The organism is Planotetraspora sp. GP83 (assembly GCF_041262585.1).
Classification (GTDB): Bacteria; Actinomycetota; Actinomycetes; order Streptosporangiales; family Streptosporangiaceae; genus JAOEGB01.
The window spans coordinates 190,946-214,527 of record NZ_JBGCBZ010000011.1 but is presented as its reverse complement, the minus strand read 5'-3'; the positions used below and the strand labels follow the sequence as shown (position 1 = coordinate 214,527).

The window sequence follows — 23,582 nt, the reverse complement described above, 5'->3', positions numbered from 1 at the left end:
GTGACGGCCACCCGCACCACGGTCGCTCCGAAGGCCCGCCGCGCGCCGGCGGGCCGGAGGAAGGGGGCGCTGAGGACGTACTGGCCGCAGTACCTCGCGATCTCGCCGTTCTACCTGCTGTTCACGGTGTTCATGCTGGTGCCGGTGCTGTTCTCGCTGTACCTGGCGTTCCAGCGCTGGGACGGCGTCGGAGACATGACCTTCGTGGGCCTGCGGAACTTCCAGTTCCTGATCAAGGACTCGACGTTCTGGCTGGCGCTGTACAACACCTTCGTCATCTGGATCCTGTCCACGGTCCCGATGCTGCTGTTGGCGCTGGTGATCGCGGTCCTGCTCAACTCGAGCGTGCGGTTCACGTCGTTCTACCGGATCGCGTACTTCATCCCCAACGTCACGTCGATCGTGGCGATCGCGCTGTTCTTCGGCGCAGTCTTCAGCAGCAACGTCGGCCTGGTCAACATCATCCTGGGCTGGCTGCACATCGGCGCGGTGCCGTGGCTGACGAACGAGTGGACGATCAAGCTCGTCATCGCCTTCCTCATCACCTGGCAGTGGACGGGCTACAACGCGATCATCTATCTGGCCGGTCTGCAGGCGATCCCCACCGAGATGTACGAGGCCGCCAAGATCGACGGCGCGGGGCCGGTGCAGACCTTCTTCAAGATCACGATCCCGCAGCTCCGGCCGATCATCCTGTTCACCGTGGTCGTCTCGACGATCAACGGCATGCAGACCTTCACCGAGCCGCAGGTCCTGTTCGGCGGCAACGCCTCCATCAACCCCGACTCGGGCGGGCCGGGCCAGGCGGGTCTCACCGCGATCCTGTACTTCTACCGCGAGGCCTTCGGCAACAACGACTACGGGTACGGCGCGGCCATCGCCTGGGCCGTCTTCCTGGTGATCCTGCTGTTCACGGCCATCAACTGGCGCCTGGTGCAGCGCCGCGAGAAGGAGGCGGCGTAGTGGCCGCGACACGGACGAACAAGAAGCCGGTGCCGCTGGGGAGGCTCGTCCTCCACCTCGTGCTCGCGACGGGCGTCGTCGTCTCGCTGTTCCCGTTCTACTGGACCGCCGTCATGGCGAGCAACACCACGCAGGACGTGTACCGGGTGCCCCCGAAGCTCGTCTTCGGGCCCGAGCTGTTCAACAACATCAGCCGGGTGTTCGAGAGCATCGACTTCACCGGGTCGTTCCTCAACACGCTGATCGTGGCGTGCTCCACGACCGTGCTGGTCCTCTTCTTCGACTCGCTCGCGGCCTTCACCTTCGCGAAGTACGAGTTCCCCGGGCGGAAGTACCTGTTCGGCGCCCTCCTCCTGATGTTCATGCTCCCGGCGCAGCTCTCGCTCATCCCGCAGTTCGTCATCATGGTGAACATCGGCTGGGTCGGCACGGTCAAGGCGCTCATCGTCCCGGCCGCCGCCAACGCCTTCGGCATCTTCTGGATGCGGCAGTACATCATGGGCGCCGTCCCGGACGACCTGATCGCCGCCGCGCGCCTCGACGGGGCCGGGTTCTTCCGGCAGTACTGGAACGTCGCGCTGCCGATCATCCGCCCCGGCCTGGCGTTCCTGGGCATCTTCACCTTCATCGGCTCGTGGAACGACTACGCCTGGCCGCTGATCGTCATGACCGACCCGTCGAACCTGACCCTCCAGGTGGCGCTGTCGCAGCTCAACACGGCGCACAACACGGACTACAGCATGGTCATGGCCGGCGCGCTGCTCGCCGTCGCGCCGCTGGTCGTGGTGTTCGCCCTGTTCGCCCGCGGCTTCGTCGCCGACGCCGTGAAGGGAGCCCTGCGTGGCTGACCTGCCCGTATGGGAAGCGCCCGAGATCACCGGATGGCGCCGCCTGCCCGCGCACGCCGTACGACACCGGGGGATCACGCTGGACGGCCGGTGGCGGTTCCAGCTCCTGCCGCGGCCTGACGCGTCCCTCGCCGGCCGGTGGACGGAGATCGACGTCCCCGGCTGCTGGACGATGCAGGACTTCGACGACATCCACGGCGTGGCCGACCGGCCGCAGTACACGAACTTCCAGATGCCCTGGCCGGACCTCCCGCCGCGCCCGCCGTCGGCCAACCCGACGGGCGTCTACGAGCGGGAGGTAGACGTGCCCGCCGAGTGGGCGGGCCGTCGCGTCGTCCTGCACGTCGGAGCCGCGGAGAGCGTCGTCCTGGTCCGGGTGAACGGCACAGACGTCGGCATGGGGAAGGACTCCCACCTCGCCGGTGAGTTCGACGTGACCCATGCCGTACGGCCCGGCGAGCCCAACACGATCGGGCTCACGGTGGTCAAGTGGTCCGACGCCACCTTCGTCGAGGACCAGGACCAGTGGTGGCACGGCGGCGTGACCCGCCCCGTGCTCCTCTACGCTACCGACCGGCTGTTCGTCGACGACGTCCACATCAGGGCGGCCCTCGCCGACGGCGGAGCCGGAGACCTGACCGTCGACGTCCAGGTGAAGTCGGCCGACGGCCCGCTGCCCGAGGGCTGGCGTGTCGCCGCGTCGCTGGACGGCGAGGCCGGCGAGGCTGTTGGAGAGCTGGAGGTCGACGGGGACCACGCCGCGCTGCTCGTGGAGCGGGAGCAGAACTCCCGCTGGCTCGGCCGCGTCCGGTTCCGGGCCACCGTGCCCGCCGTACGGGCGTGGAGCGCCGAGACGCCGGAGCTGTACGGCCTGACCGTGCGCCTCTTCCGCCCCGACGGCACGGTGGCCGACGAGACGCGGCACCGGGCCGGGTTCCGGAACGTGGAGATCGTCGGCAGGGACCTGCTGGTCAACGGCGTCCGCGTCTACATCCGGGGCGTCAACCGGCACGACTTCCACCCGCGGACCGGCCGCGTGGTCTCGGTCGAGGACATGCGCGCCGACCTCGTGACGATCAAGCAGTTCGGCTTCAACGCCGTCCGGACCTCGCACTACCCGAACGACCCCGCGCTCCTCGACCTGGCCGACGAGCTGGGCCTCTACGTCGTCGACGAGGCGAACATCGAGAGCCACGCCAACGGCACGGAGATCGCCGACGACCCGGCGTACCTGCCCGCTTTCCTCGACCGGGTGTCGCGGATGGTCCGCAGGGACAAGAACCACCCGAGCGTGATCATCTGGTCGCTCGGAAACGAGAGCGACTACGGCGTCAACCACGACGCCGCGGCCGGGTGGCTGCGGAGCTACGACCCGACGCGCCCGCTGCAGTACGAGGGCGCGATCAAGTACGACTACGAGCACGGCAAGGTCGCCAGCGACATCGCCTGCCCGATGTACGCCTCCATCGACGAGATCGTGGGATATGCCCGCTCCGGCAGGCAGACCAGGCCGCTCATCCTGTGCGAGTTCTCCCACGCGATGGGCAACAGCAACGGCTCGCTCTCGGACTACTGGGCGGCCATCGAGTCCACCCCCGGTCTGCAGGGCGGCTTCATCTGGGAGTTCTGGGACCACGGCCTGCTCCAGCGGGCTGCAGACGGCCGCCCCGCGCCCGGCGGCGGCTACGAGGCGGGAGTCACCGAGCCCGGCTACCGGTGGGCCTACGGCGGCGACTTCGGCGACCACCCCAACGACGGCAACTTCTGCATCGACGGCGTGGTCTTCCCCGACCGCACCCCCAAGCCCGTCATGTTCGAGCACCGCGAGATCGCCGCCCCCGTGCGGATCACGCTCGACGACTCGGGTTCCGGTGCGGGCTCGGTCCGGGTGGTGGTGCACAACCGGCAGCACTTCCGGGACCTCTCGTGGCTGACCGCCGAGTGGGAACTCGCCGCGCCCGGCGGTCCGCTCCGGACAGCCCCGGCCGAACTGCCCCCGATCCCGGCGGGCGGCTCCGCGACGGTCGAAGCGCCGTCCGAGCTGCTGGCCGGGCTGAGCGAGCCGGCCGGGCTGAGCGAGGCGTGGCTGACCCTGCGGGTGACCACCCGGCACGACCTGCCGTGGGCGCCCGCCGGAACCACGGTCTGCCTGCCCCAGGTCCGGCTGCGCGACGAGGGCCGTGACCTGCTCGCCCGCGCGGGAGCGATCTCCGGGCCGTGGCCGGCCGAGGTCGACGCGTCGTGGCCGGTCGAGGTCGACGGCGAGGGGCTGCTCGTCCACCCGCTGCTGGCGAGCCCGCCCACCTTGAGCCTGTGGCGTGCCCCGACCGACAACGACCGCATCGGCGGGATCGCCGCCCGCTGGGAGGAGCAGGGCCTCCACGCGCTGACCCGCGAACCCCTCGATGTCGTACGGCAGGACGGCCGGATCGTCGTCCGGGCCGAGTACGTCGGGGCGCGAGGCGTGTCCATCGCGCACGAGCAGGCGCTCACGCCCCTCGCCGGCGGCATTCTCATTCAGGAGACCGCCGTGCTGCCGGACGCGCTCGCCGACGTGGCCCGGGTCGGCTCGGTCTGGGAGACGGTGTCCGGGTTCGACGCGTTCGAATGGTTCGGGCAGGGCCCCTGGGAGACCTATCCCGACCGCCGCACGGGCGGCCCGGTCGGCGCGTACCGTGCCGGGGTGGAAGAGCTCTTCACGCCGTACGTCCGGCCGCAGGAGAGCGGCGGCAGGCACGCCGTGCGCCGGTTCGCGCTGACCGGTGGCGCGGGCCGCCTCGCCGTCGACCTCGACGAGCCGCGCCAGGTGAGCGTCACCCGCCACCGCGACGAGGACCTCGCGGCGGCCTCGCACCATGACGAGCTGGTTCCCCTGACGCGGTGCGTCGTCCACATCGACGCGGCCCACCGCGGCCTGGGCACGGCCTCCTGCGGGCCCGACGCGCTGCCGCCGTATCTCGTCGGTCCCGGCACCTATACCTGGTCCTGGGTCCTGTCCTTCACGTGAATCGGAGAAGTCTCTTGGCAGTCACGGCGACACGGGTGGCCAGCGCCCCCGTGAACTTCGGGATCTACAGCCGCAATACCGACCTGATCGGGGCGGGCGAACTGCTCGCCGGAATGGCCGAGGCCGGTTACGACGGCGTCGACTCCGGCCCGATCGGCTACCTGCACTCGGATGACCTCGTGCGGGCAGGGCTCGGGCTGGCGGGCGGTTGGGTCGACCTCCGGTACGGCGACGCCGACGGGTTCGAGGCCGACCTCGCCGGGCTGCGGGCGGCGCTTGAGGTGTTCACGAGCGTGCCCGTGGACGACCCGCGTTTCGCCCCCAGGCCGACGCTGGCGTGCCCGAGCAACGTCGCCAGGTTCGCCAAGCCCGGCGGTGTGGCTCCCGGGATCCCCGGCGAGGCGTGGCCGGAGTTCGCCGCCCGGGTGCAGATCGCGGCCAACGTGTGCCGCCAGGCGGGTCTCGAACCGGCCTTCCACTACCACCTCGGCACCGACGTGGAGACCGCGGCCGACGTCGAGAAGCTCCTTGAGCTCACCGACGTCGGGATCTGCCTCGACACCGGCCACCTCTGGCTCGCCGGAGGCGACCCCGTCGCCGCGCTCAAGGCCTGGTCGGACCGGGTGACCCAGGTCCACATCAAGGACGCCAGCCGTACGGTCCTCGCCCAGGGCGGCGACCTGACCACGGCGGTGGCCAACGGCTGCTTCCCCGCGCTGGGACAGGGCGAGGTGGACATCGCCGGGTTCGCCGACGCCCTCCGCGAGGTCGGCTACGAGGGCTGGATCGTGATCGAGCAGGACGCTCCGGCGACCGGCCAGGACCTCGACGCGATCCTCGCCGACCAGCGGGCCAACCGCGAGTTCCTGAGGGGTGTGGGCCTGTGAGGCTCAAGGTCGCGGTGGCCGGGCTCGGCGTCATCGCGCAGACGGTCCACCTGCCCCTGCTGGAGCGGCGCGGCGACCTGTTCGAGGTGGTCGCCCTCTGCGACCTGTCGGCGTCGCTCACCGCGCGGATGGCCGACAGGTACGGCGTGGCCGGGCGCTACACCGACGTGACGGAGATGCTCGACGCGGGCGGCTTCGACGCCGTGGTGGTGCTGACCTCCGGCTCGCACGGCCGCGTGGTCGTGGACGCGCTCCGCCGGGGCTACGCCGTGCTGTGCGAGAAGCCCCTGGCGTACACGCGCGCCGAGGCGGCCGAGATCGCCGAACTGGAGGATCCCGAGCGGCCCCGGCTGATGGTCGGGTACATGAAGCAGTACGACCCCGCCGTCCAGCGGGTCGCCGGACGGCCCGCCGACGTGCGCGCCATCCAGGTGACCGTCCTGCACCCGAGCGACAGCTCGCAACTCGCCTTCGCGCGGCTCCCCCCGCCCCCCGCCGACGTGCCCGCCGAGGTGATCGGCAGGCTGCGGACGGGGGAGGACGAGCTGATCCGCGCCGCCATCGGGGACGCTCCTCCCCAGGCGCGGGGGCTCTACATGACCATCCTCAACAGCATCTGCCACGACCTGTCGCTGCTGCGCCTGCTCGCGGGCGGGGCCGCCGACGTCGATCACGTGACGACCTGGCCGGGAGCGGGCGGGCGCTCGGTCGAGATGGCGGGACCGCTGCGGGCCGGTGGCCGTTACGCCATCCACTGGCACTACCTGGAGGACTACCCCGCCTACCGGGAGACCGTGGCCGTGCACCACGCGACCGGCACGTTCGAGGTGGTCTTCCCCACGCCGTATCTGCTGGGCGCGTCCACCGAGCTCACCGACGTGAGCGCCGAGGGCCGCCTGGCGTTCGGTGACGTCACCCCGTCCTTCGAGCGGGAGCTCGCGGCCTTTCACGCTATGGTGACCACCGGCGTCCCGCCACTCACGGGTGTGCCGGGGGCGCTGGAGGACATCGTGACCGCGCAGCAGGCCGTGACCAGGCTGCTCGCACTGGACGGCCTGACCCCCGGCGGCGAAGCCCAGGTGGAGACGTACGCCTGAGGTCGCGGACCCTCGGGCCCAGGGAAGAGGAAGGGAGCAGGCCGCCGATGGCGTTTGACGGACGGCTCGTCGCCGCGATCGACTTCGGCGGCACGAAGATCGCGGCCGGAATCGTGGCGGCGGACGGCACGGTGCTGCGGCGTGCGGTCCGCCCCACTCCCGCCGATGAGCCCGCCGAGACGGTCATGGGCGCGGTCGCCGGCGCGCTCGCCGACCTCATGGGCCTGCCGGAGTGGCGCTCCGTCGAGGCGGTCGGCATCGGCAGCGCGGGTCCGGTGGACGTCCACAGCGGAACGGTGAGCCCGGTCAACGTGCCGGCGTGGCGGGACTTCCCCCTCCTCGACCGGGTGGCCGCACTCGCCGGCCCGCTCCCGGTGCGGCTCATCGGGGACGGCGTCGCGATCGCCGCCGCCGAGCACCGGTACGGCGCGGCGCGCGGCCGGCCGGACGCGCTCTGCGTCACGGTCTCCACCGGCATCGGAGGCGGGCTCGTCCTCGGTGGCCGGGTGCATCAGGGCCCGAGCGGAAACGCCGGTCATGTTGGGCACATCGTCGTGGACCCCACCGGGGAGCCCTGCCCGTGCGGTGCCCGCGGCTGCGTCGAGACCATCGCCAGCGGACCGGCCATCACCCGCTGGGCGCTGCGGAACGGCTGGAGCCCCTCCGCCGACGGAACCGGCACATCAACCGACGTGGTTCCCACCGCGGCCGGGGTCGCGGCGTCGGCCATGCGAGGAGATCCCGTCGCCGTCGCCGTGTTCCAGCGGGCGGCCGACGCCCTCGCCGTCGCCGTCGCCGCCACCGCGGCGGTGACCGACATCCGGGTGGTGGTCGTCGGCGGGGGCGTCGCCCAGGCGGGGGCCGTCCTGCTCGACCCTCTCCGCCAGGCGGTGCGCGCCCACGCGACCTTGACGTTCACCCATGGCATCGAGATCCTCCCGGCCGCCCTGGGTTCCGACACCGGCCTCGTCGGCGCGGCGGCAGCCGTACAGCAGGAAACCGCGTAAGCGACACGGAGCCTTGTGACCGGCGCAAGGAATCGATCATGACGTCAGTGCTGTCCAAGGGCCGGAATACCAGCACTATTGCCATGGTCAACTTCCGCGCCGGGTGCGGACCGGCCTTTCGGCGGGGCGGTCGCCTACCCGCGAATCGCCTGGTTAACCGATGAGGACGGCCGGAATGCCGGAGGTTCACAGGGTCGTCCGGGGGTAGGGCGGCAGCATGGCGCGTAACTTCAGAGTTCGCCCGGTGGGCGGTGCCGCGGGATGCCTGACCATGATCGCTTGCTCGATCATCGCCTCCATCGTGCTCACCGTGCTGCTGAACCTTCTCCTACGCTGACACGCCCAGGGCAGGGCGGACGCTCGGATGGCAGACTGGCGGCGTGACGCGAATCGGAATCTTGCTGTTCGACCAGGTCGAAGAGCTGGACGCGGTCGGGCCGTGGGAAGTGTTCGGAATATGGGCGCGGGCGTGTCCCGGCGAGGCCGAGCTGGTGGCGTTCGCCAGGGAGGCGGGGCCGGTGCGCGCAGCCAAGGGGCTGACCCTGCACGCCGACCGCGGGTTCGCCGACGTGGGGCCGCTGGACATGCTCGTCCATCCGGGCGGGGCCGGAACCCGTCCGCAGCTGAAGGACGCCGACCACCTGACGTGGGTGCGCGACCAGCGGGAACGGGTGCCGCTGATGACGAGCGTGTGCACCGGGTCGCTGGTGTACGCCGCGGCGGGGCTGCTGGCCGGCCGCCCGGCGACCACCCACTGGCCCGGTACGTGTGCCGGTTGCCGGTTGCCGGCTGCCGTCTACGCGGACACCTACGAGTCAGGGGGCGTCGACGGCGGGGAGGACGCGTCCGGTGACTTCGCCGAAGCCGATGCGCGTGCCGTACGGGCCGGGAGCCGTGGCGGTGATGGTGACCGTGTCACCGTCCTCCAGGAACGAGCGGACCGATCCGTCGGGGAGGGTGAGGGGCTCGGCGCCGGACCAGGAGAGCTCGATGAGGGAGCCCCGCCGGCCGCGATCCGGCCCGGAGACGGTGCCGGAGGCGAACAGGTCGCCGGTGCGCAACGAGGCGCCGCCCGCGGTCATGTGCGCGAGCATCTGGTCGGGGGTCCAGTACATCGACGAGTAGGGCGGCCGGGACACCGTGTGCCCGTTCAGCCGCACTTCGAGCGTCAGGTCGAGCCCCCACGGCTCCGCCACGCCGAGGTACGGCAGGGGCGGCGGCTCCTGGACGGGGCCCGGCACCCTGGCGGCGGCCAGGGCCTCCAGCGGCACGACCCACGGCGAGACCGAGGTGGCGAATGACTTGCCGAGGAACGGGCCGAGCGGCACGTACTCCCACGACTGGATGTCACGGGCGGACCAGTCGTTGACGAGCACCACGCCGAACACATGCCGGGAGAAGTCCGTCGTCGGCACCGGCGTGCCGAGGGGGCTGGGCACGCCGACGACGAAGCCGACCTCCGCCTCGATGTCCAGCCGCAGCGTCGGCCCGAATGTCGGCGCGTCCTCGCCGGGCGTCTTGCGCTGCCCGCGCGGCCGTACGACCGGGGTGCCCGAGACGACGACGGTGCCCGCGCGCCCGTGGTAGCCGATGGGCAGGTGCTTCCAGTTCGGCGTGAGCGGCTCGGATCCGGGGCGGAACATCCGGCCCAGGTTGGCCGCGTGATGCTCGCTGGCGTAGAAGTCGACGTAGTCCGCGACCTCGAACGGCAGGTGGAGTGTCACGTCGCTGAGGCGGTGCAGAGCGCGCTCCACCTCAGCGCGGCGGCTCTCGTCGGTGAGCAGCTCGGTGATCAGCCTCCGGACGGCGGCCCACCGGCCGGGGCCCTGGGCCAGGAACGCGTTGAGCGAGCCGCCCGCGAACACCTCGTCGCCGAGCGCGGCCGCGAGGTCGAGCACCTGCTCGCCGATGGCCACTCCGGCCCGCGCCCGCTCCCCGCGCGGCGAGAAGATCCCGTAGGGCAGGTTGTGGATGGGGAAGTGCGAGCCCTCAGGGACGGGAACCCAGCCTGTCGTCATCGGAAAGCCGCCTCTCTCACGTGTCACTGCCGGTAGGTGGCCAGCAGGGCGCCGAAGCGGCCGATCGCCTCTTCCAGGTCGTCGGCGTGCTGCAGGGTGACGATGCGGAGATGGTCGGGCCGGGGCCAGTTGAAGCCGGTGCCCTGCACCACGAGGATCCGCTGCTTCTCCAGCAGGTCGAGGGCGAAGCGCACGTCATCGGAGATCGGGTACATCTCGGGGTCCAGCCGGGGGAAGACGTACAGGGCGCCCTCCGGCTTGACGCAGCTCACGCCGGGGATCTCGTTGAGCAGCTTCCACGCCCGCTCACGCTGCTCGTACAGCCGGCCGCCGGGCCTGACCAGGTCGTTGATCGTCTGCCGGCCGCCGAGCGCGGCCTGGATCGCGTGCTGGCCGGGCACGTTGGGGCACAGGCGCATGTTGGCGAGGATGTCCAGGCCCTCGATGTACGACTCCGCCCGGTCCTTCGCTCCGGAGATGGCCATCCATCCGGAGCGGTATCCGCACACCCGGTAGGTCTTCGACAGGCCGGAGAAGGTCAGGCAGAGCAGGTCGGGCGCCAGTGTCGCGATCGAGGTGTGGACCGCGCCGTCGTAGAGGATGCGGTCGTAGATCTCGTCGGCGAACACGACGAGCCCGCGCCGCCGGGCGAGGCCGGCGAGACGCTCCAGGAGCTCACGCGGGTAGACCGCCCCCGTCGGATTGTTCGGGTTGATGATGACGATCGCCTTGGTGCGGTCGGTGATTCTCGCTTCGATGTCGTCGAGGTCCGGAAACCAGCCGGCCTGCTCGTCGCAGATGTAGTGCACCGGGGTGCCGCCACTCAGCGACACCGCCGCGGTCCACAACGGATAGTCGGGCGCGGGGATCAGCACCTCGTCGCCATTGTTGAGCAGCGCCTGCAACGCCATCACGATGAGCTCGGACACGCCGTTGCCGAGATAGACGTCCTCGACGGTCAGCCCCGCGAGGCCGCGCTCCTCGTAGTGCTGGACGACGGCCCTCCGCGCGGACAAGATGCCCTTGGAGTCGCCGTAGCCATGGGAGTGCGGGAGATTCCGGATCATGTCCTGGACGATCTCCTCGGGAGCCTCGAACCCGAACGGCGCAGGATTGCCGATGTGCAGCTTCAGGATGTGATGGCCTTCGGCTTCCAGCTGGGCCGCTCGTTTCAGCACTGGACCGCGAATGTCGTAACAGACGTTGGCGAGCTTGTGCGACTGGCTGATCTCCATGGACGCACTTTAGCCCGCGGCCAGGCGCCCATAACGGACCTCGGTCCAGTGCCCATAACGGACCCGGCGTCCGCGTGTTCTGTCCTCATGGATACCGTGTCCGTGTGATATGCGGCGTTTCTCCCCAGCGTGGTTTGCCAGCCGGCGACGGCTCCCCGGCGAGCCGGTGAACTGACGCCCCGCATGTCCTCCATCGATCCTGGCGAGCCCGGCTCGGCCCCCAGCGGTCGCCGGCGGCGCAAGGCGGCGATCCTCGGGGTCACGGCCGTCCTGGCGCTCGCGGTCGTGGGCTACGTCGTGGCTGCGGCGGCTCTGTCCGGGAAGGTCCCGCCCGGCACCCGGGTCGCGGGAGTCGGCATCGGCGGTCTCTCCCCGGCGGCGGCGGAGAGCAGGCTGCGGCGGGAGATGGCCGCGACCGCCGCCCGTCCCGTGACCGCGGAGGTCGCCGGAAAGCGGGTGCGGCTCTCGCCGGACGCGATCGGCCTGTCGGTCGACTATCCGGGCACGGTCGCCGCGGCGGGCGGAGGATGGCCGAGCCCGGCCGGTGTGGTGCGGGCGCTGCTCGGCACGAGAGAGCTCGCGCCTCGGGTGGACGTCGACGAGGAGCGGCTCACGGTGGCCGTCGCCGAGCTGGCCACGACCGTCGACAAGCCGGCGCGGGAGGGCCGCGTGAGCTACCGGGGCCTCGAACCGCAGGCCGTACTCCCGAGGGCCGGGCGGGCTCTCGACCAGGCAGAGGCGGCGAGGACGCTGCGCGCGGCCTATCTCCAGCCGGACGGCCCCGTCCCGCTCCCGATCGGCGTCGTCCGTCCGAAGGTCCCGGCGAGCGAGGTGGGTCGCGTCGCGGACACCACGGCCCGTACGGCTGTCGCGGCTCCCGTCAAGCTGACGAACGGGTCGCGGCAGGCCACGCTCACGCCCGGACAACTCGCCGCCCACCTGCGTTTCGCCTCGGACGGCGACGGCGCGATGCGGCCTTCCTTCGACGCGGCCTCGGTCGCAGTGGAGCTCCAGGACGACCTCATCGGTGCGGATCTCGCGCCGAAGGACGCCGGTTTCACCATCGTGAACGGCAAGCCGCGCGTGGTCCCCGCCCGTGAAGGCAGGGGGATCGACGCGGCCGCGCTCGGCAGATCCGTCGCCGACGCCGTCACCGGCGGCGGCAGCCGTACCGTCGTGGTCCCTGTCACGCGGGGGAAGCCGCGGCTGACCACCGAGCAGGCGCGCGGGCTGGGGGTTGCCGAGAAGGTCGGCTCGTTCACGACCGCCCATCCCTGCTGCGCGCCACGCGTCACCAACATCCACCGCATCGCGGACATCGTGGACGGCCACGTCGTCATGCCCGGAGAGACCTTCTCCCTCAACGGCGTGGTGGGCGAGCGCGACAAGGCGCGGGGATTCGTGGAAGCGCCGATGATCCTCAACGGCAGGTACGTCAACGCCGTGGGCGGCGGCGTCTCGCAGTTCGCCACGACGATGTTCAACGCCGTGTTCTTCGGCGGCTTCCAGGACGTGCAGCACACGCCGCACTCGTTCTACATCTCGCGCTACCCGGCCGGGCGGGAGTCGACGGTGTCCTACCCACAGCCCGACTTCCGCTGGCGCAATGATTCGCCGTACGGCGTGCTGATCAAGACGTCGTACACCAGCACCTCTCTCACGGTGCAGTTCTGGAGCACCAAGCGCTTCGACATCGAGTCGCAGAGCTCGGCCCGCTACAACGTGAAGGGCTTCGCCACGCTGACCGACTCCGGCCCCCGCTGCATCCCCATGACCGGCGTCGAGGGCTTCGCCATCGACGTGTGGCGGATCTTCCGCAAGGACGGAGAGGTCGTCCGCAAGCAGAAGTTCCACACCGTCTACACACCGGAGCCCAGCCTGACCTGCGGGGCCGGTTCCTGACCGCACTCCCCGCCCACCCGTCGCGCCCCCTCCCCGGGCGCCGGACGGGGAGGGGCACGTCCCCGAGCTTCCCGGGCAACCCTGCGTGATCACGGCGACGGGTTGCCTGGCCGGCTTACTAAGGGGCCCTAGTGGCAGGTCACCAGCACGACGGACACCACGGTGCACTGGACCTGGGCGGAGTCGTTCCCGCTGACCGGATCGAGCGGCGCCGACGCCGTTCGCGTCGCCGTGAAGGTGTACGGCACGCCGATGGACAGCAGCCCCACGGGCACGGAGAACTTCCTCGTCACCGACGATCCCGGCGCCACCGGCCCGGTGGTGCACGTGACGGTCCCCGAGGTGGTGCCGCAGTCGCTCGACACGGCGGTGAGACCCGCCGGCAGCGGGGTCGTGACAGTCGAACCGCGCAGCGCGGCCGGCCCGTTGTCGGTCACCCGCACGGTGAACTCGATCTTCGGTACCAGCAGTGCGAGCTTGGGCTGTGCCGTGAGGCCGACGGCGGCGTCCGCCTGGCCGAGGATGGTCAGCACCGGCCCGTCCGCCACGTCCGACGCGTAGTTGGAGCCGCCGAGCTGGCCACGGATGGTCTGGTCGCCGTCCTCCGCGTCCTGCGCGATCGACAGAGTGAAGACGACGGTCGCCGACGCTCCGCCCGAAAGGGCTCCGACCGGCGCCTCGAAGCCGATGGGGCCGCCGCCGTCCGACAGGGTGGTGCAGGGGCCGATCGCGCCCTCACACCCGGTCAGCGTGGCGAACGACGGCAGCCTCGCCGGGCTGCTGAACACTCGCGCGGTGGCGTTGAGGACGGTGAAGCCGTGGATGTTGGTGACGGTCGCCGTGACCGTCACCGAGTCGCCGGTGTTGACCTGTGCGGACGACAGCGACAACGCCACCTCTGGCGGGGTCGCGGATGCCGGCGTGGCGAGGAGCGGGGACAGGGCGACTGTCGCGGCTCCCAGCAGGAGGGCCAGCGCGTATCGGGCTAAGGCGTGCCGGGATAAGGCGTGCCGGGCGGAGGATTTCATCGTGGCCTTTCGGTCTCGGGAAAACCTGAACCCTCCGACTATCGCCGTTGATGTACCGCCTGGCAGCGGATTGCGAGTATTTGCTAACCATCGGTAGTGGCCGATTGTGGACAGCGACCTTTCGCTCCGGCGAAAGGACTTCAGGAGCTGGGCGTGAAGCTGGTGGCGTCATACCCCCCGGGGACGGGAGTGGGCGACGCCGGCGCCGAGACGTCGGCCAGCGGAAGGTGGATCACGAAGGCCGCGCCGCCGATAGGTGAGTCCTCGACCCCGACCGTGCCTTGGTGGGCGGTGGCGACGGCGCGGACGATGGGCAGGCCGAGACCTGTGCCGCCGCGGTCGCGGCAGCGCGCCTCGTCGAGCCGGGCGAACCGTTCGAAGATTCGCTCCCGGTCGGGCAACGTGATTCCCTCGCCGTCGTCGGCGACCGCCATCTCGGCCGTGTCGTCGATGCGGCGGACCCACACCTGGACGGTTCGCTTGGCATGCCGCTGGGCGTTGTCGAGCAGCTCGATGAGCGCACGGCTGATCTTGGCTGGGACGGCGCTCACCACGACACCGCGCTCGAGCTGCAGCTTGACCTGGCGTATGTCCACCCGCCGGGAGACCACCGACTGGACCAGCTCGGCGAGGTCCACCCGTTCCCGGGGCGACGGCGTGGTGGACGCCTCCAGCTGTGCCAGCAGGTGCAGGTCGGTGATGATCGCCTGCAGCCGGTCGACATCGCGCAGGGCGCGATCGATCAGGCCGTTCAGGTCCGTTTCGCCGGGGTTAAGCTGTGCCTCCTCGAGCTGTGCCCGAAGACCGGCGACGGGTGTGCGGAGCTCGTGCGAGACGTCGGCGGCGAAGCGCCGCTGCCGGTCGATCGCCCGGTCAAGCTGCGATCGCAGGCCGGTGACGCTCTCTTCCAGCTTCTCCAGCTCGTGGACGCACCCAATCAGCGTCATGTCCAACTTCCTTCCCTCGAACCGCTGCCGGAGTGGGGGAATCCGCCGGTACTTACTGGCATGTGGACGAACCAGCCGAAACTAGCCTAAACCGCATACGCGGGCCCGCGCCCTGGATCGCCGCCCTGCTCGGGCAGCTTTGCCCGTCGTTGGCCATCGCTCGTCAAGGACGAGAAAGTGGGCGAAGGTACATGACCCTCCGTCGGTGCTGCCAGAGGCGGAAACGCACCCATCCTGCGCCGCCCCGGCCCGCGCAGTCAGGGGCCGGGGTCTTCGGCGGCGAGCCGTTCGATCACGGTCTGGGAGATCTGCGCGAGGGTCTGGAGCTGCTCGGGAGTCAGCAGGTCGATGAACCAGCGCCTGACCTCCTCCACGTGGTACGGCGCGGCCTTCTCGATCGCCTCGCGGCCCGCGTCGGTGATGAGGATGACGGCGCCGCGGCCGTCGGTGTCGCAGGTGTGGCGTTTCACCAGGCCGCGGTCGGCCATGCGCCGCAGGTGATGGGACAGGCGGCTCTTCTCCCAGTCGACCTCCGCTCCGAGCTCGAAGGGCCTGAGGCTGCCGTCGGGCGAGTCGGAGAGGCTGACCAGCACGGCGTAGTCGGCGCCTGACAGCCCGGTCTCGCGCTGGAGTTGGCGTTCCAGCCGGCTGAACAGGCGCGACTGCATGGAGAGGAACCCCCGCCAGACGAGCTGCTCCCGATCGTCGAGCCATCGGACCTCACTCATGTGTCAAGAATACGGCGGAATGGTTGACGTGTCATGCGGGTTTGTGGTGCGATATGGTTGATCGATCAACCAGATGATCGGCCTGACAGATTTTTAATCGAGGGAAAGAGTAGGACAATGACCAAGGTAGCCATCATCCTGGGCAGCACCCGGCCGGGCCGGAACGGCGAGGCCGTGGCCAACTGGGTGTTCGACATCGCGTCGAAGCGGGATGACGCCGAGTACGAGCTCGTCGACCTCAAGGACTACAACCTCCCCCACCTCGACGAGGCGCTCCCGCCCTCTCTGGGCCAGTACAGCCAGCCGCACACGAAGGCGTGGGCCGAGAAGATCGCCTCGTTCGACGCCTTCGTGTTCGTCACGCCCGAGTACAACCACTCCACCTCCGGCGCGCTGAAGAACGCCATCGACTTCCTGTACGCGGAGTGGAACAACAAGGCGGCGGGCTTCGTGAGCTACGGCAGCGTGGGCGGGACGCGCGCCGTTGAGCACCTCCGGCTCATCATGGGCGAGTTGCAGGTCGCCGATGTGCGTTCTCAGGTGGCGCTGTCCCTGTTCACCGACTTCGAGAACTTCAGCGTCTTCGCCCCCGGGGCGCACCAGGAGGACACGCTCAATGCCACGCTGGACCAGGTCGTCGCCTGGGGCGGAGCGCTGAAGGCCCTCCGCGCCGGACAGGCCGCCTGACCCCGCGAGCGCGAACTCTGGGCGTCACGCCGTCCGGCCCACAGGCCGGGGCGTGGCGCCCAGCGGCTTTGACAGCCTGAAGAGAGCCTGAGAGGCCCTGAAGAGCCTAAAGAGCGCAGTGGAGGGGGCCGCCGTTGAACGTGATGGCGTCGTCGAAGGCGGCGAAGAGATCGACCGCTGCGCCGTCGGCGGTGGCGTAGGCGAGGTGCAGGTTGAGGACGATGCGCTCCCTGTCCGGCCACGCCGCGAACTCGCCCAGGTCGCAGCGCTCGGCCGCCTGAAGCGGGGTGAGACCCTCGGAACGGCCCCGCCGGGCGGTGTCCAGGACGAAGCGGTAATACCGGGCGTGCGTCTCCAGGACGTCCGCGAAGCCGTCCCCGTCGATCAGCGGGCCGTGACCCGGCACCACGAGCTCCGCCGGGAACCGCTCCAGCCAGCGGAGCGAGTCGAGCGCTCCCTCCAGGCTCCCCATGAAGACCAGCGGAGTGACCTGGTGGAAGATCAGGTCGCCGGTGAACAGCACGCGCTCGCCGGGAAGCCACGCCACGACGTCGCCCTGGGTGTGCGCCGCATATCCCGGATGCGACAGCTCGATCCGCCGGTCCCCGGCGTAGAGCGTCAGCTCGTCCCGCAGGACGACGGTGGGCGGGCGGTGGGCGGCGATCCCCCAGTCGGGTGACGGCGACCACACCGGCGGCGTGTGCGCGAGGAGGGTGTCGGCCAGGATCCCGTCCCGGGTCGCCTGGTGGCCGACGATGACGGCCGACTCGGGGAGCAGCGCGTTGCCGTGCGTGTGGTCGCCATGCAGGTGCGTGTTCACGGCCAGCCGCACCGGCGCTCCACCGGAGACGGCGTCGACCGCCCCGAGGAACCGCCGGGTCCGCGCCGCCGTGGCGCACGTGTCGATCAGCACCACGCCCCCGTCGCCCCCGTCGCCCCCGTCGCCGTCGTCGCCGATGACGGCGCCCGCGTTGTTGACCCACCACGAGCCGTCGGGCTGGATCCAGGCATGTACGCCGGGGGCGACCTCGTGCAACGCGGCCTCCGCCGTCCGTGTGCTCCGCGCGGAAGATGTCGAGTCGCTCATCGGTCTGCCTCCATGCCGTTCCGGATCGCCACGCGAGCTTAAGCGCACGCGAGGATAACGGCGGCCCGCCGGCCGCTTGGTAGCCTGACCCCGTCCAGAGAGCACGGTCCAGAGAGCACGGTCCAGAGAGCACGGTCCAGAGAGCACGGTCCAGAGAGCTCTGGAGGGCGGAAACGTGGCCGGGGAAATCACGCACAGTCAGTGGGAGGCGGCACGTAGCTCCCTCAGAGAGACCGGCGAGCGGTTCGCGGACATGGTGTGCGCGACGCGCGATCCCCATGCCAAGGTGACCGCGGAGTGGTCGGTGGCCGAGACCGCCGCGCATGTGGGCACCATCGCCTCCTGGTATCCCGCGATCCTGCGGCCGGACACGACCCCGCACCCGTTCCCCACCATCGAGCGGGACATCCTGGCCGCCACGGTGGACACCGTCGCCCAGCTCAACGACATGGTTCTGGGCCACTACACCGAGCGGGATCCGCGGGTCCTCGCCCAGCGGCTGCGCGCCGACATCGACGACATCCTCCGGGCGAGCGAAGACCTCGACCCCGGGATGCCGGTGACGTGGCTCGGCAGCGCCCGGGTGCCCGTGGCGGGGGTGGTCGCTCATCTGATCAACGAGCTGCTGATCCATGGGTGGGACATCGCCCGCGCCACGGGCGCGCGCTGGCCGATGCCGCCGGCGGACGCCGCGCTGTTCTTCGATCTCTTCCTCATCGGGATGATCAGCCACGAATACGGGCATCTGCTGGACGACAACACGGCCCCCCCGAACGCCCGTCGCATCGCGGTCGAGTTCCGCTCCAGGCACACCGTCCCCGTGACGATGGTGCTGCGCGACGGCCGGGTGTCCGTCGAAGAGCCGGGCCCCGGCGCGGATGTGCGGCTGTCCTTCGATCCGGTGACGCTCCACCTGATGCTGTTCGGCCGCATCAGCAAGGCGCGGGCCGCGCTCACCGGCAAGGTGATCGTCCATGGTCCGCGGCCCTGGCTGCTGCCCGCGTTCCTGCGCACCGTACGGTTGCCGTCGAACTCCCACCCCCGGTCGCCGGGCACCTGATTTGTCAGCCGGACAGGCCGTGGGCCTTGGACCACTCGGCGGCCACGGTGTCCGGGTCCTGGTGCTCGACGTCCACGAGGGCGTCGAGCTTGCTCAGCTCCTCGGTGGTCAGCGCGGTGTTGAGCTTGGCGAGGGCCGTCTTGACCGTCTCGGTGGCCTTGCCGGTGCGGATCAGCGGCACGATCCGCTGGGCCGGGATGAGGTGCTTGGGGTCGGCCAGCATGACCCAGCCGTTCTTCACGATGTCGGCGTCGGTGCTGAAGAGGTTGGCCACGTCCACGTCGCCGCTCTTGAGAGCCCCCTTGACCAGCGGCCCGCTGGCGTCGAGTGACTTGAACGCCTTGAACTCGACGCCGTAGACGTCCTTGAGGCCGACCAGGCCGATCTGGCGGGTCTTGTCCTCGGCCGGTCCGCCGAAGACGAGCTTGCCGTTGTGCTTGGCCAGGTCGGCGAGCGTGCTCAGGCCGTATTTCGCGGCGCTCTCCTTGGTGACGGTGAAGACGTCCGCGTCCTCGGCCGCCGACGGCGGCAGGACGGACAGCCCCTGCGGGAGCTTGGCGGTGAGCGCCTGCTGCAGGGCGTCGGAGTCGCTCTCGGTGGCCTTCGGGTCCAAGTAGAGCAGGAGGCTGCCCTGATATTCCGGCAGGAGGTCGATGTCCCCGTGCTGCAGAGCGGGCACCACGATCTCCCGCGAGCCGAGGTTGGGCTTGACGGTCACCGTGAGCCCGGCGCCCTTGAGGACGTCGGCGTAGAGGTAGCCGAGGATCTGGTTTTCGGAGAAGTTGGCCGTGCCGATCACGATCGCGGAGTCGCCGGCGGCGGCGGAGCCCGGCGCGGACGCCGGCGTGTCGAGGGTGGTGGCGCCCCCGGAACAGGCGGCGAGCACGGGCAGCACGGCGAGCGCGAGCGCGCCGGCCACGAAGTTCCTGCGGTTCATGGAGGCTCCCAAACTGAGGGGTGACTAGGCGGGGGGTTACAAGGCGGGGGACTAGGTGAGGCGATGGCGGAACAGGACGCGGTTGAGCCCGGCGAGGATGAGGTCGACGGTCACGGCGAGGCCGGCGACGAGCACGGCCCCGCCCAGGACCTGGGTGAGGTCGCGCTGGGCGAGCCCGTCGAAGATGTAGCGGCCGAGGCCGCCGAAGCTGACGTACGCGGCGATCGTGGCGGTCGAGATGACCTGTACGGCCGCCAGCCGCAGCCCCGTCATGATCAGAGGGGCGGCCAGCGGGATCTCCACCCGCCACAGGGACTGCAGGCCGGTCATCCCCATGCCGCGGGCGGCGTCCTTGGTGTCGGCCTCGATCGCGACCATGCCCGCGTAGGTGTTCGTCACGATCACCGGGATGGCGAGGGCGATGAGGGAGATGTACACCGGGGTCATGCTGAGCCCGCTGGCGAGGAAGACGAGCGTGACGACCCCGACGGTCGGAAGGGCGCGCCCGAACCCGGAGATGTTGATGGCGAAGAACGCGCCCCGGCCGGTATGCCCGATGAACAGGCCGATGGGCAGGGCGATGAGCGCGGCCACGACGGTGGACAGGAGGGAGTACTGGACGTGCTCCAGGAGGCGCTGGGCGATGCCCTCCGGGCCGGCCCACTGGCCGGAGGAGGTCAGCCAGGCCGCCAGCTGCGACAACAGGTCGATCACGCGTGTGCTCCCTTCCGGATCCACGGGGTGCAGAGCCACTGCACGAGGACGAGCACCGCGTCGGCGGCCAGCGCAAGCAGCAGCGTGAGGACGACTCCGGCGATGACGGGCGTCGGGAAGTTCCGCTGGAAGCCGTCGGTGAAGAGCTGGCCGATCCCGCCGTACCCGATGTAGCTGGCCACGCTCACCAGGGAGATCGTCATGACGCTGGCCACCCGGACCCCCGCCATGATCACGGGCAGGGCCAGCGGCAGCTCGACCGTAAGAAGGGTGCCGACCCGTCCTCTGCCCATCGCCAGCGACGCCTCCCGCACCTTGGCGGGCACGCTGTCGAGTCCCTCGACGGTGTTCCGCAGCAGGACCACCAGGGTGTAGATGGTGAGACCCGTGATCGCGGTCGTCCTGGTCAGCCCGGTGATCGGCAGCAGGATGACGAAGAGCGCCAGCGACGGCACGGTGAACATGATGTTGGAGAGCCCGAGCAGGACTCCCCGGAGCGGCCGGATGCGATGCGCGACCACGGCCAGCGGCAGTGCGATCAGCAGGCCGAGCAGCACGGCCGGAATCGCGGTCGCGAGATGGTCGAGCGTGAGCGCCCACAGATCATCGGTGTGCGTGGACAGCCACTGCCATTCGATGGTCACGTCAGGCTCCGCTGGCGGGCGTGCAGGACGTCCTGCCCGGTGACGCCGGTGACCACGCCAGCGGCGTCCACCCGCACCGCCACTCCGGTGGGAGAGGAGACCGTCTCGTTGAGCGCCGACAGCAGCGAGTCGGAGTCGCGGAGCCCGCGTGCGGGGACGAGCGCCAGGCCGCTCACGGCGGAGGCGCCCGGCAGCCCGTCGAGCGCGTCGGTGTCGAGCCAGCCCGCCGGTCCGCCGTCGGGGGAGACCACCAGCAGCCACCGCCCCGCCGCCACGTCGCGCGCCTCCTTCACGGTGGCGGTGCTCCGTACGGACCCGACCGGCTCGTACGGCACGCCGGCCAGCGTGACGAGGGAGAGCAGCTTGAGCCCGCGCTCGGACCCGAGGAACCCGGCCACGAAGTCGTCGGCCGGCCGGGCGAGGAGCTCGGCGGGCGGGGCGCACTGCACCATGTGGCCGCCGGTACGGAAGATCGCGATCTGGTCGCCCAGCCGTACGGCCTCGTCGATGTCGTGGGTGACGAAGACGATGGTCTTGCGCAGCTCGCCCTGGAGCCGGATGAGCTCGTCCTGGAGGAGGGCGCGGACGACGGGGTCCACGGCGCCGAAGGGCTCGTCCATGAGGAGGACGGGCGGGTCGGCGGCGAGCGCCCGGGCGACGCCGACGCGCTGCTGCTGGCCTCCGGAGAGCTGGTTCGGGTAGCGCTTGCCGGCGTCGGCGGGCAGGCCGACGACCTCCAGCAACTCGGCGGCGCGGGCCCTCGCCTTGCGCCGCCCCCAGCCGAGCAACGTCGGCACGGTGGCGATGTTGTCCAGCACCGTGCGGTGCGGGAACAGGCCCGCCTGCTGGATGACGTATCCGATGCCCCTCCGCAGCCGGGCGGCGGGCAGGTCGCGGACGTCGCGCCCGCCCAGGGTGATGGTCCCCGTCGTGGGGTCGACCAGCCGGTTGACCATCCGGAGCGTGGTGGTCTTGCCGCAGCCGGAGGACCCCACGAGCACGGTGATGCCGCCCTCGGAGAACTCCACCGAGAGGTCGTCAACCGCCGTCGTGCCGTTGGGGAACCGCTTGGTCACGGAGTCGAATCGGATCATTGACACCACCTTGCCGTTCTGCATGTAGTCATGCAGACTCTTGGATGAATGAAGATATGTCAATAGTTGAATGTTAAGTCTTGATTACTCGCGTTTGCGCAGATCAGGAGGGGGGTGGGCGTGATGTCGTCTCGTAATGCAGACATGAACATCCCGCTGATCGAGCTGAACGGACGCGGCTTGGACAGCGACACGGTGGCGCTCATCGCCGACGGCGGGGCGCGGGTGAAGCCGGCTCCCGGGGCTCTCGACGTCGTCGCGAGTTCCTGGCGCATGGCGGATGAGCTGGTCGCCACCAGGCGCGTCTACGGGCGCAGCACCGGCGTCGGCGCGAACCGCACCCTCGACGTCGCGCCCGGCGACCTCGGGCTGCACGGCCTGCGGCTGCTTCGCAGCCACGCGGGCGGGATCGGCGATCCGCTGCCGGGCAGGCAGGTTCGCGCGATGCTGGCCGTACGGTTCAACCAGCTTCTCGCGGGCGGCGCCGGGCTCCGCGTCGAGGTGGTCGAGGCACTCGCCGCGGCGGTGGAGGCGGGGGTGCATCCGCTCGTCAACGAGTACGGCGCGGTCGGCACCGGCGACCTGTCCGCGCTGTCCCAGCTCGGGCTCGCCCTCGCCGGAGAGCACCCCTGGCTCGTGGCCGCCGACGCTGGCGAGCGTGGCGACGGTGGAGACGGCGGCGCGGGCCGCCGTTCCACCCCGCCGCTCCCGATCAGCCTCGAAACGAGCGACGCGCTCGCCCTGATCAGCAGCAACGCGCTCACCCTCGGGCAGGCGGCGCTGGCGCGCAGCGCCGTGGAGGGGCTGCTCCGGGCCTCGCACGTCGTGGCCGGGCTCTCGCTGCTCGCCGTCGGCGGCTCGCTGGAGGCGTACGCCGAGCCGGTCCACGCCGCCCGGCCCCATCCTGGCAACGTCCGCGCCGCGGCGGAGGTCCGGCGGGTGGTGGGCGGGCCCGACCGGCCGGGCCCGCCGACCGGCCGCATCCAGGACCCGTACGCCTTCCGCTGCTTCCCGCAGATCCACGGGCCTGCGCTGGAGGCGTCCGAGGCGCTGGAGCGCGTGCTCGCGATCGAGCTGAACGCCGGCGCGGAGAACCCGCTGATCAGCGCGGACGGCCCCGACGGGCCCGCCGCCTACCACCACGGCGGCTTCTACTCGGCGCACCTGGCGCTGGCCCTCGACCAGCTCTCCCTGGCCACGCTGCCGACCGCCCGGCTGTCGGCCGCGCGGCTGTCGGCCCTCGCCGAACCGGCCATCACCGGCCTCCGGCCGTTCCTCGCCGACGAGGTGTCGGCGGGCTCCGGCATGCTCATCCTCGAATACAGCGCGAACGCCGCCATCGCCGAGATGCGCAACGCCGCCGCCCCGGCCTCGCTCGGCCACGCCGTACTGTCCCGGAGCGTGGAGGAGGCGGCGAGCTTCGCCTCGCAGGCGTCCCGCCAGGCGCTGCGCATGGTCGAGGCGTACCGGCTGGTCCTCGGCTGTGAGCTGGTCGCCGCCGTGCGGGCGCTGCGCCAGCGCGACGACGTGAAGAAGGCGGAGTGGAGCGACCTTTCTCTCCCGGCGGGGCGGGCGTACGCGCTGGCGGACGCCACACTTGATCCGTCGATGGAGGACCGCCCCCTCACAGCGGACGTGGCGGCGGCGGCGGGCCTCCTCGGCGCCCTGGCCGAGCTGTAACGGACGCACCCC

The 23,582-nt window shown here is 70.8% G+C and carries 20 protein-coding genes and 1 pseudogene; 11 read left to right on the top strand and 10 right to left on the bottom strand.

Annotated elements, in window-relative coordinates:
• The 7 genes and pseudogenes from ABH927_RS17890 to ABH927_RS17860 all read left to right on the top strand — a co-directional run.
• Entirely contained in the window at positions 1 to 963 is a 963-nt protein-coding gene (locus tag ABH927_RS17890) for a carbohydrate ABC transporter permease (RefSeq protein WP_370022891.1), read from the top strand.
• Positions 963 to 1,811 (top strand): carbohydrate ABC transporter permease, encoded by an 849-nt coding sequence (locus ABH927_RS17885; RefSeq protein ID WP_370022889.1) that lies wholly within the window; start codon positions 963 to 965, stop codon positions 1,809 to 1,811. The genes ABH927_RS17890 and ABH927_RS17885 overlap by 1 nt, the downstream gene beginning before the upstream one ends.
• A complete protein-coding gene (locus ABH927_RS17880) occupies positions 1,804 to 4,818 on the top strand; it encodes a glycoside hydrolase family 2 TIM barrel-domain containing protein (protein ID WP_370022887.1) in 3,015 nt (1,004 codons plus the stop codon). The genes ABH927_RS17885 and ABH927_RS17880 overlap by 8 nt, the downstream gene beginning before the upstream one ends.
• 14 nt (positions 4,819 to 4,832) lie before the next feature.
• The gene (locus tag ABH927_RS17875; RefSeq protein WP_370022886.1) at positions 4,833 to 5,705 is read left to right on the top strand and encodes a sugar phosphate isomerase/epimerase family protein; all 873 of its coding nucleotides are present in this window, start codon (positions 4,833 to 4,835) and stop codon (positions 5,703 to 5,705) included.
• Positions 5,702 to 6,802: a Gfo/Idh/MocA family protein gene (locus tag ABH927_RS17870; protein WP_370022884.1), complete on the top strand. Its 1,101-nt coding sequence runs from the start codon at positions 5,702 to 5,704 to the stop codon at positions 6,800 to 6,802. Before ABH927_RS17875 ends, ABH927_RS17870 begins: the two co-directional genes overlap by 4 nt.
• Before the next feature lie 47 nt (positions 6,803 to 6,849).
• Complete coding sequence (locus ABH927_RS17865) at positions 6,850 to 7,809, top strand: ROK family protein (protein ID WP_370022882.1); 960 nt, start codon at positions 6,850 to 6,852, stop codon at positions 7,807 to 7,809.
• 380 nt (positions 7,810 to 8,189) lie between these two features.
• Positions 8,190 to 8,558 (top strand): annotated as a pseudogene (locus ABH927_RS17860) (DJ-1/PfpI family protein); the annotation flags it as partial.
• Positions 8,559 to 8,624: 66 nt separating this feature from the next.
• Here ABH927_RS17860 and fahA read toward each other — a convergent pair.
• The gene (fahA, locus tag ABH927_RS17855) at positions 8,625 to 9,827 is read right to left on the bottom strand and encodes a fumarylacetoacetase (RefSeq protein ID WP_370022881.1); all 1,203 of its coding nucleotides are present in this window, start codon (positions 9,825 to 9,827) and stop codon (positions 8,625 to 8,627) included.
• A 23-nt stretch (positions 9,828 to 9,850) separates the two neighbouring features.
• A complete protein-coding gene (locus tag ABH927_RS17850) occupies positions 9,851 to 11,062 on the bottom strand; it encodes a pyridoxal phosphate-dependent aminotransferase (protein WP_370022878.1) in 1,212 nt (403 codons plus the stop codon).
• 183 nt (positions 11,063 to 11,245) lie between these two features.
• On the opposite strand from ABH927_RS17850, the gene ABH927_RS17845 reads away from it, so the two are divergent.
• Positions 11,246 to 12,964: a VanW family protein gene (locus tag ABH927_RS17845; protein WP_370022876.1), complete on the top strand. Its 1,719-nt coding sequence runs from the start codon at positions 11,246 to 11,248 to the stop codon at positions 12,962 to 12,964.
• A gap of 128 nt (positions 12,965 to 13,092) precedes the next feature.
• Here ABH927_RS17845 and ABH927_RS17840 read toward each other — a convergent pair whose 3' ends face one another.
• The 3 genes from ABH927_RS17840 to ABH927_RS17830 form a co-directional block, all read right to left on the bottom strand.
• Positions 13,093 to 13,992, bottom strand: coding sequence for a hypothetical protein (locus tag ABH927_RS17840; RefSeq protein WP_370022875.1), 900 nt, complete (start codon positions 13,990 to 13,992; stop codon positions 13,093 to 13,095).
• 140 nt (positions 13,993 to 14,132) lie between these two features.
• Positions 14,133 to 14,939, bottom strand: a complete 807-nt coding sequence (locus tag ABH927_RS17835) for a sensor histidine kinase (protein WP_370022873.1) — start codon at positions 14,937 to 14,939, stop codon at positions 14,133 to 14,135.
• A 257-nt stretch (positions 14,940 to 15,196) separates the two neighbouring features.
• The gene (locus ABH927_RS17830; RefSeq protein WP_370022872.1) at positions 15,197 to 15,667 is read right to left on the bottom strand and encodes a MarR family winged helix-turn-helix transcriptional regulator; all 471 of its coding nucleotides are present in this window, start codon (positions 15,665 to 15,667) and stop codon (positions 15,197 to 15,199) included.
• Positions 15,668 to 15,784: 117 nt separating this feature from the next.
• Between ABH927_RS17830 and ABH927_RS17825 the strand changes: the two genes are divergently transcribed.
• Entirely contained in the window at positions 15,785 to 16,354 is a 570-nt protein-coding gene (locus ABH927_RS17825) for an NADPH-dependent FMN reductase (RefSeq protein ID WP_370022870.1), read from the top strand.
• A gap of 106 nt (positions 16,355 to 16,460) precedes the next feature.
• On the opposite strand, the gene ABH927_RS17820 is transcribed toward ABH927_RS17825, so the two are convergent.
• A complete protein-coding gene (locus ABH927_RS17820; protein WP_370022868.1) occupies positions 16,461 to 17,441 on the bottom strand; it encodes an MBL fold metallo-hydrolase in 981 nt (326 codons plus the stop codon).
• Between the two features lie 175 nt (positions 17,442 to 17,616).
• On the opposite strand from ABH927_RS17820, the gene ABH927_RS17815 reads away from it, so the two are divergent.
• Positions 17,617 to 18,501: a maleylpyruvate isomerase family mycothiol-dependent enzyme gene (locus ABH927_RS17815; protein WP_370022866.1), complete on the top strand. Its 885-nt coding sequence runs from the start codon at positions 17,617 to 17,619 to the stop codon at positions 18,499 to 18,501.
• Positions 18,502 to 18,505: 4 nt separating this feature from the next.
• On the opposite strand, the gene ABH927_RS17810 is transcribed toward ABH927_RS17815, so the two are convergent.
• From ABH927_RS17810 to ABH927_RS17795, 4 genes are read right to left on the bottom strand one after another with little or no spacing between them, the layout of a single operon-like run.
• A complete protein-coding gene (locus tag ABH927_RS17810) occupies positions 18,506 to 19,438 on the bottom strand; it encodes an ABC transporter substrate-binding protein (RefSeq protein ID WP_370022864.1) in 933 nt (310 codons plus the stop codon).
• Positions 19,439 to 19,489: 51 nt separating this feature from the next.
• Positions 19,490 to 20,152, bottom strand: a complete 663-nt coding sequence (locus ABH927_RS17805) for an ABC transporter permease (protein ID WP_370022863.1) — start codon at positions 20,150 to 20,152, stop codon at positions 19,490 to 19,492.
• On the bottom strand, positions 20,149 to 20,796 hold the full coding sequence (locus ABH927_RS17800) for an ABC transporter permease (RefSeq protein ID WP_370022862.1): 648 nt from the start codon (positions 20,794 to 20,796) through the stop codon (positions 20,149 to 20,151). Before ABH927_RS17800 ends, ABH927_RS17805 begins: the two co-directional genes overlap by 4 nt.
• Positions 20,793 to 21,890, bottom strand: a complete 1,098-nt coding sequence (locus ABH927_RS17795) for an ABC transporter ATP-binding protein (RefSeq protein ID WP_370022860.1) — start codon at positions 21,888 to 21,890, stop codon at positions 20,793 to 20,795. The genes ABH927_RS17800 and ABH927_RS17795 overlap by 4 nt, the downstream gene beginning before the upstream one ends.
• A 144-nt stretch (positions 21,891 to 22,034) precedes the next feature.
• On the opposite strand from ABH927_RS17795, the gene ABH927_RS17790 reads away from it, so the two are divergent.
• Positions 22,035 to 23,570 carry an aromatic amino acid lyase gene (locus ABH927_RS17790; RefSeq protein ID WP_370022859.1) on the top strand — a complete coding sequence of 512 codons (1,536 nt, stop codon included), beginning with the start codon at positions 22,035 to 22,037 and terminating at the stop codon, positions 23,568 to 23,570.
• The last annotated feature ends 12 nt before the right edge of the window (positions 23,571 to 23,582 follow it).

Bases quoted from the DNA above. Each gene is read 5' to 3' on its own strand.
- ABH927_RS17840 (WP_370022875.1), bottom strand. From the start codon at position 13,992: ATGAAATCCTCCGCCCGGCACGCCTTATCCCGGCACGCCTTAGCCCGA.
- fahA (WP_370022881.1), bottom strand. From the start codon at position 9,827: ATGACGACAGGCTGGGTTCCCGTCCCTGAGGGCTCGCACTTCCCCATC.
- ABH927_RS17825 (WP_370022870.1), top strand. From the start codon at position 15,785: ATGACCAAGGTAGCCATCATCCTGGGCAGCACCCGGCCGGGCCGGAAC.
- ABH927_RS17810 (WP_370022864.1), bottom strand. From the start codon at position 19,438: ATGAACCGCAGGAACTTCGTGGCCGGCGCGCTCGCGCTCGCCGTGCTG.
- ABH927_RS17835 (WP_370022873.1), bottom strand. From the start codon at position 14,939: ATGACGCTGATTGGGTGCGTCCACGAGCTGGAGAAGCTGGAAGAGAGC.
- ABH927_RS17845 (WP_370022876.1), top strand. From the start codon at position 11,246: ATGTCCTCCATCGATCCTGGCGAGCCCGGCTCGGCCCCCAGCGGTCGC.
- ABH927_RS17790 (WP_370022859.1), top strand. From the start codon at position 22,035: ATGAACATCCCGCTGATCGAGCTGAACGGACGCGGCTTGGACAGCGAC.
- ABH927_RS17850 (WP_370022878.1), bottom strand. From the start codon at position 11,062: ATGGAGATCAGCCAGTCGCACAAGCTCGCCAACGTCTGTTACGACATT.
- ABH927_RS17830 (WP_370022872.1), bottom strand. From the start codon at position 15,667: ATGAGTGAGGTCCGATGGCTCGACGATCGGGAGCAGCTCGTCTGGCGG.
- ABH927_RS17795 (WP_370022860.1), bottom strand. From the start codon at position 21,890: ATGATCCGATTCGACTCCGTGACCAAGCGGTTCCCCAACGGCACGACG.
- ABH927_RS17865 (WP_370022882.1), top strand. From the start codon at position 6,850: ATGGCGTTTGACGGACGGCTCGTCGCCGCGATCGACTTCGGCGGCACG.
- ABH927_RS17820 (WP_370022868.1), bottom strand. From the start codon at position 17,441: ATGAGCGACTCGACATCTTCCGCGCGGAGCACACGGACGGCGGAGGCC.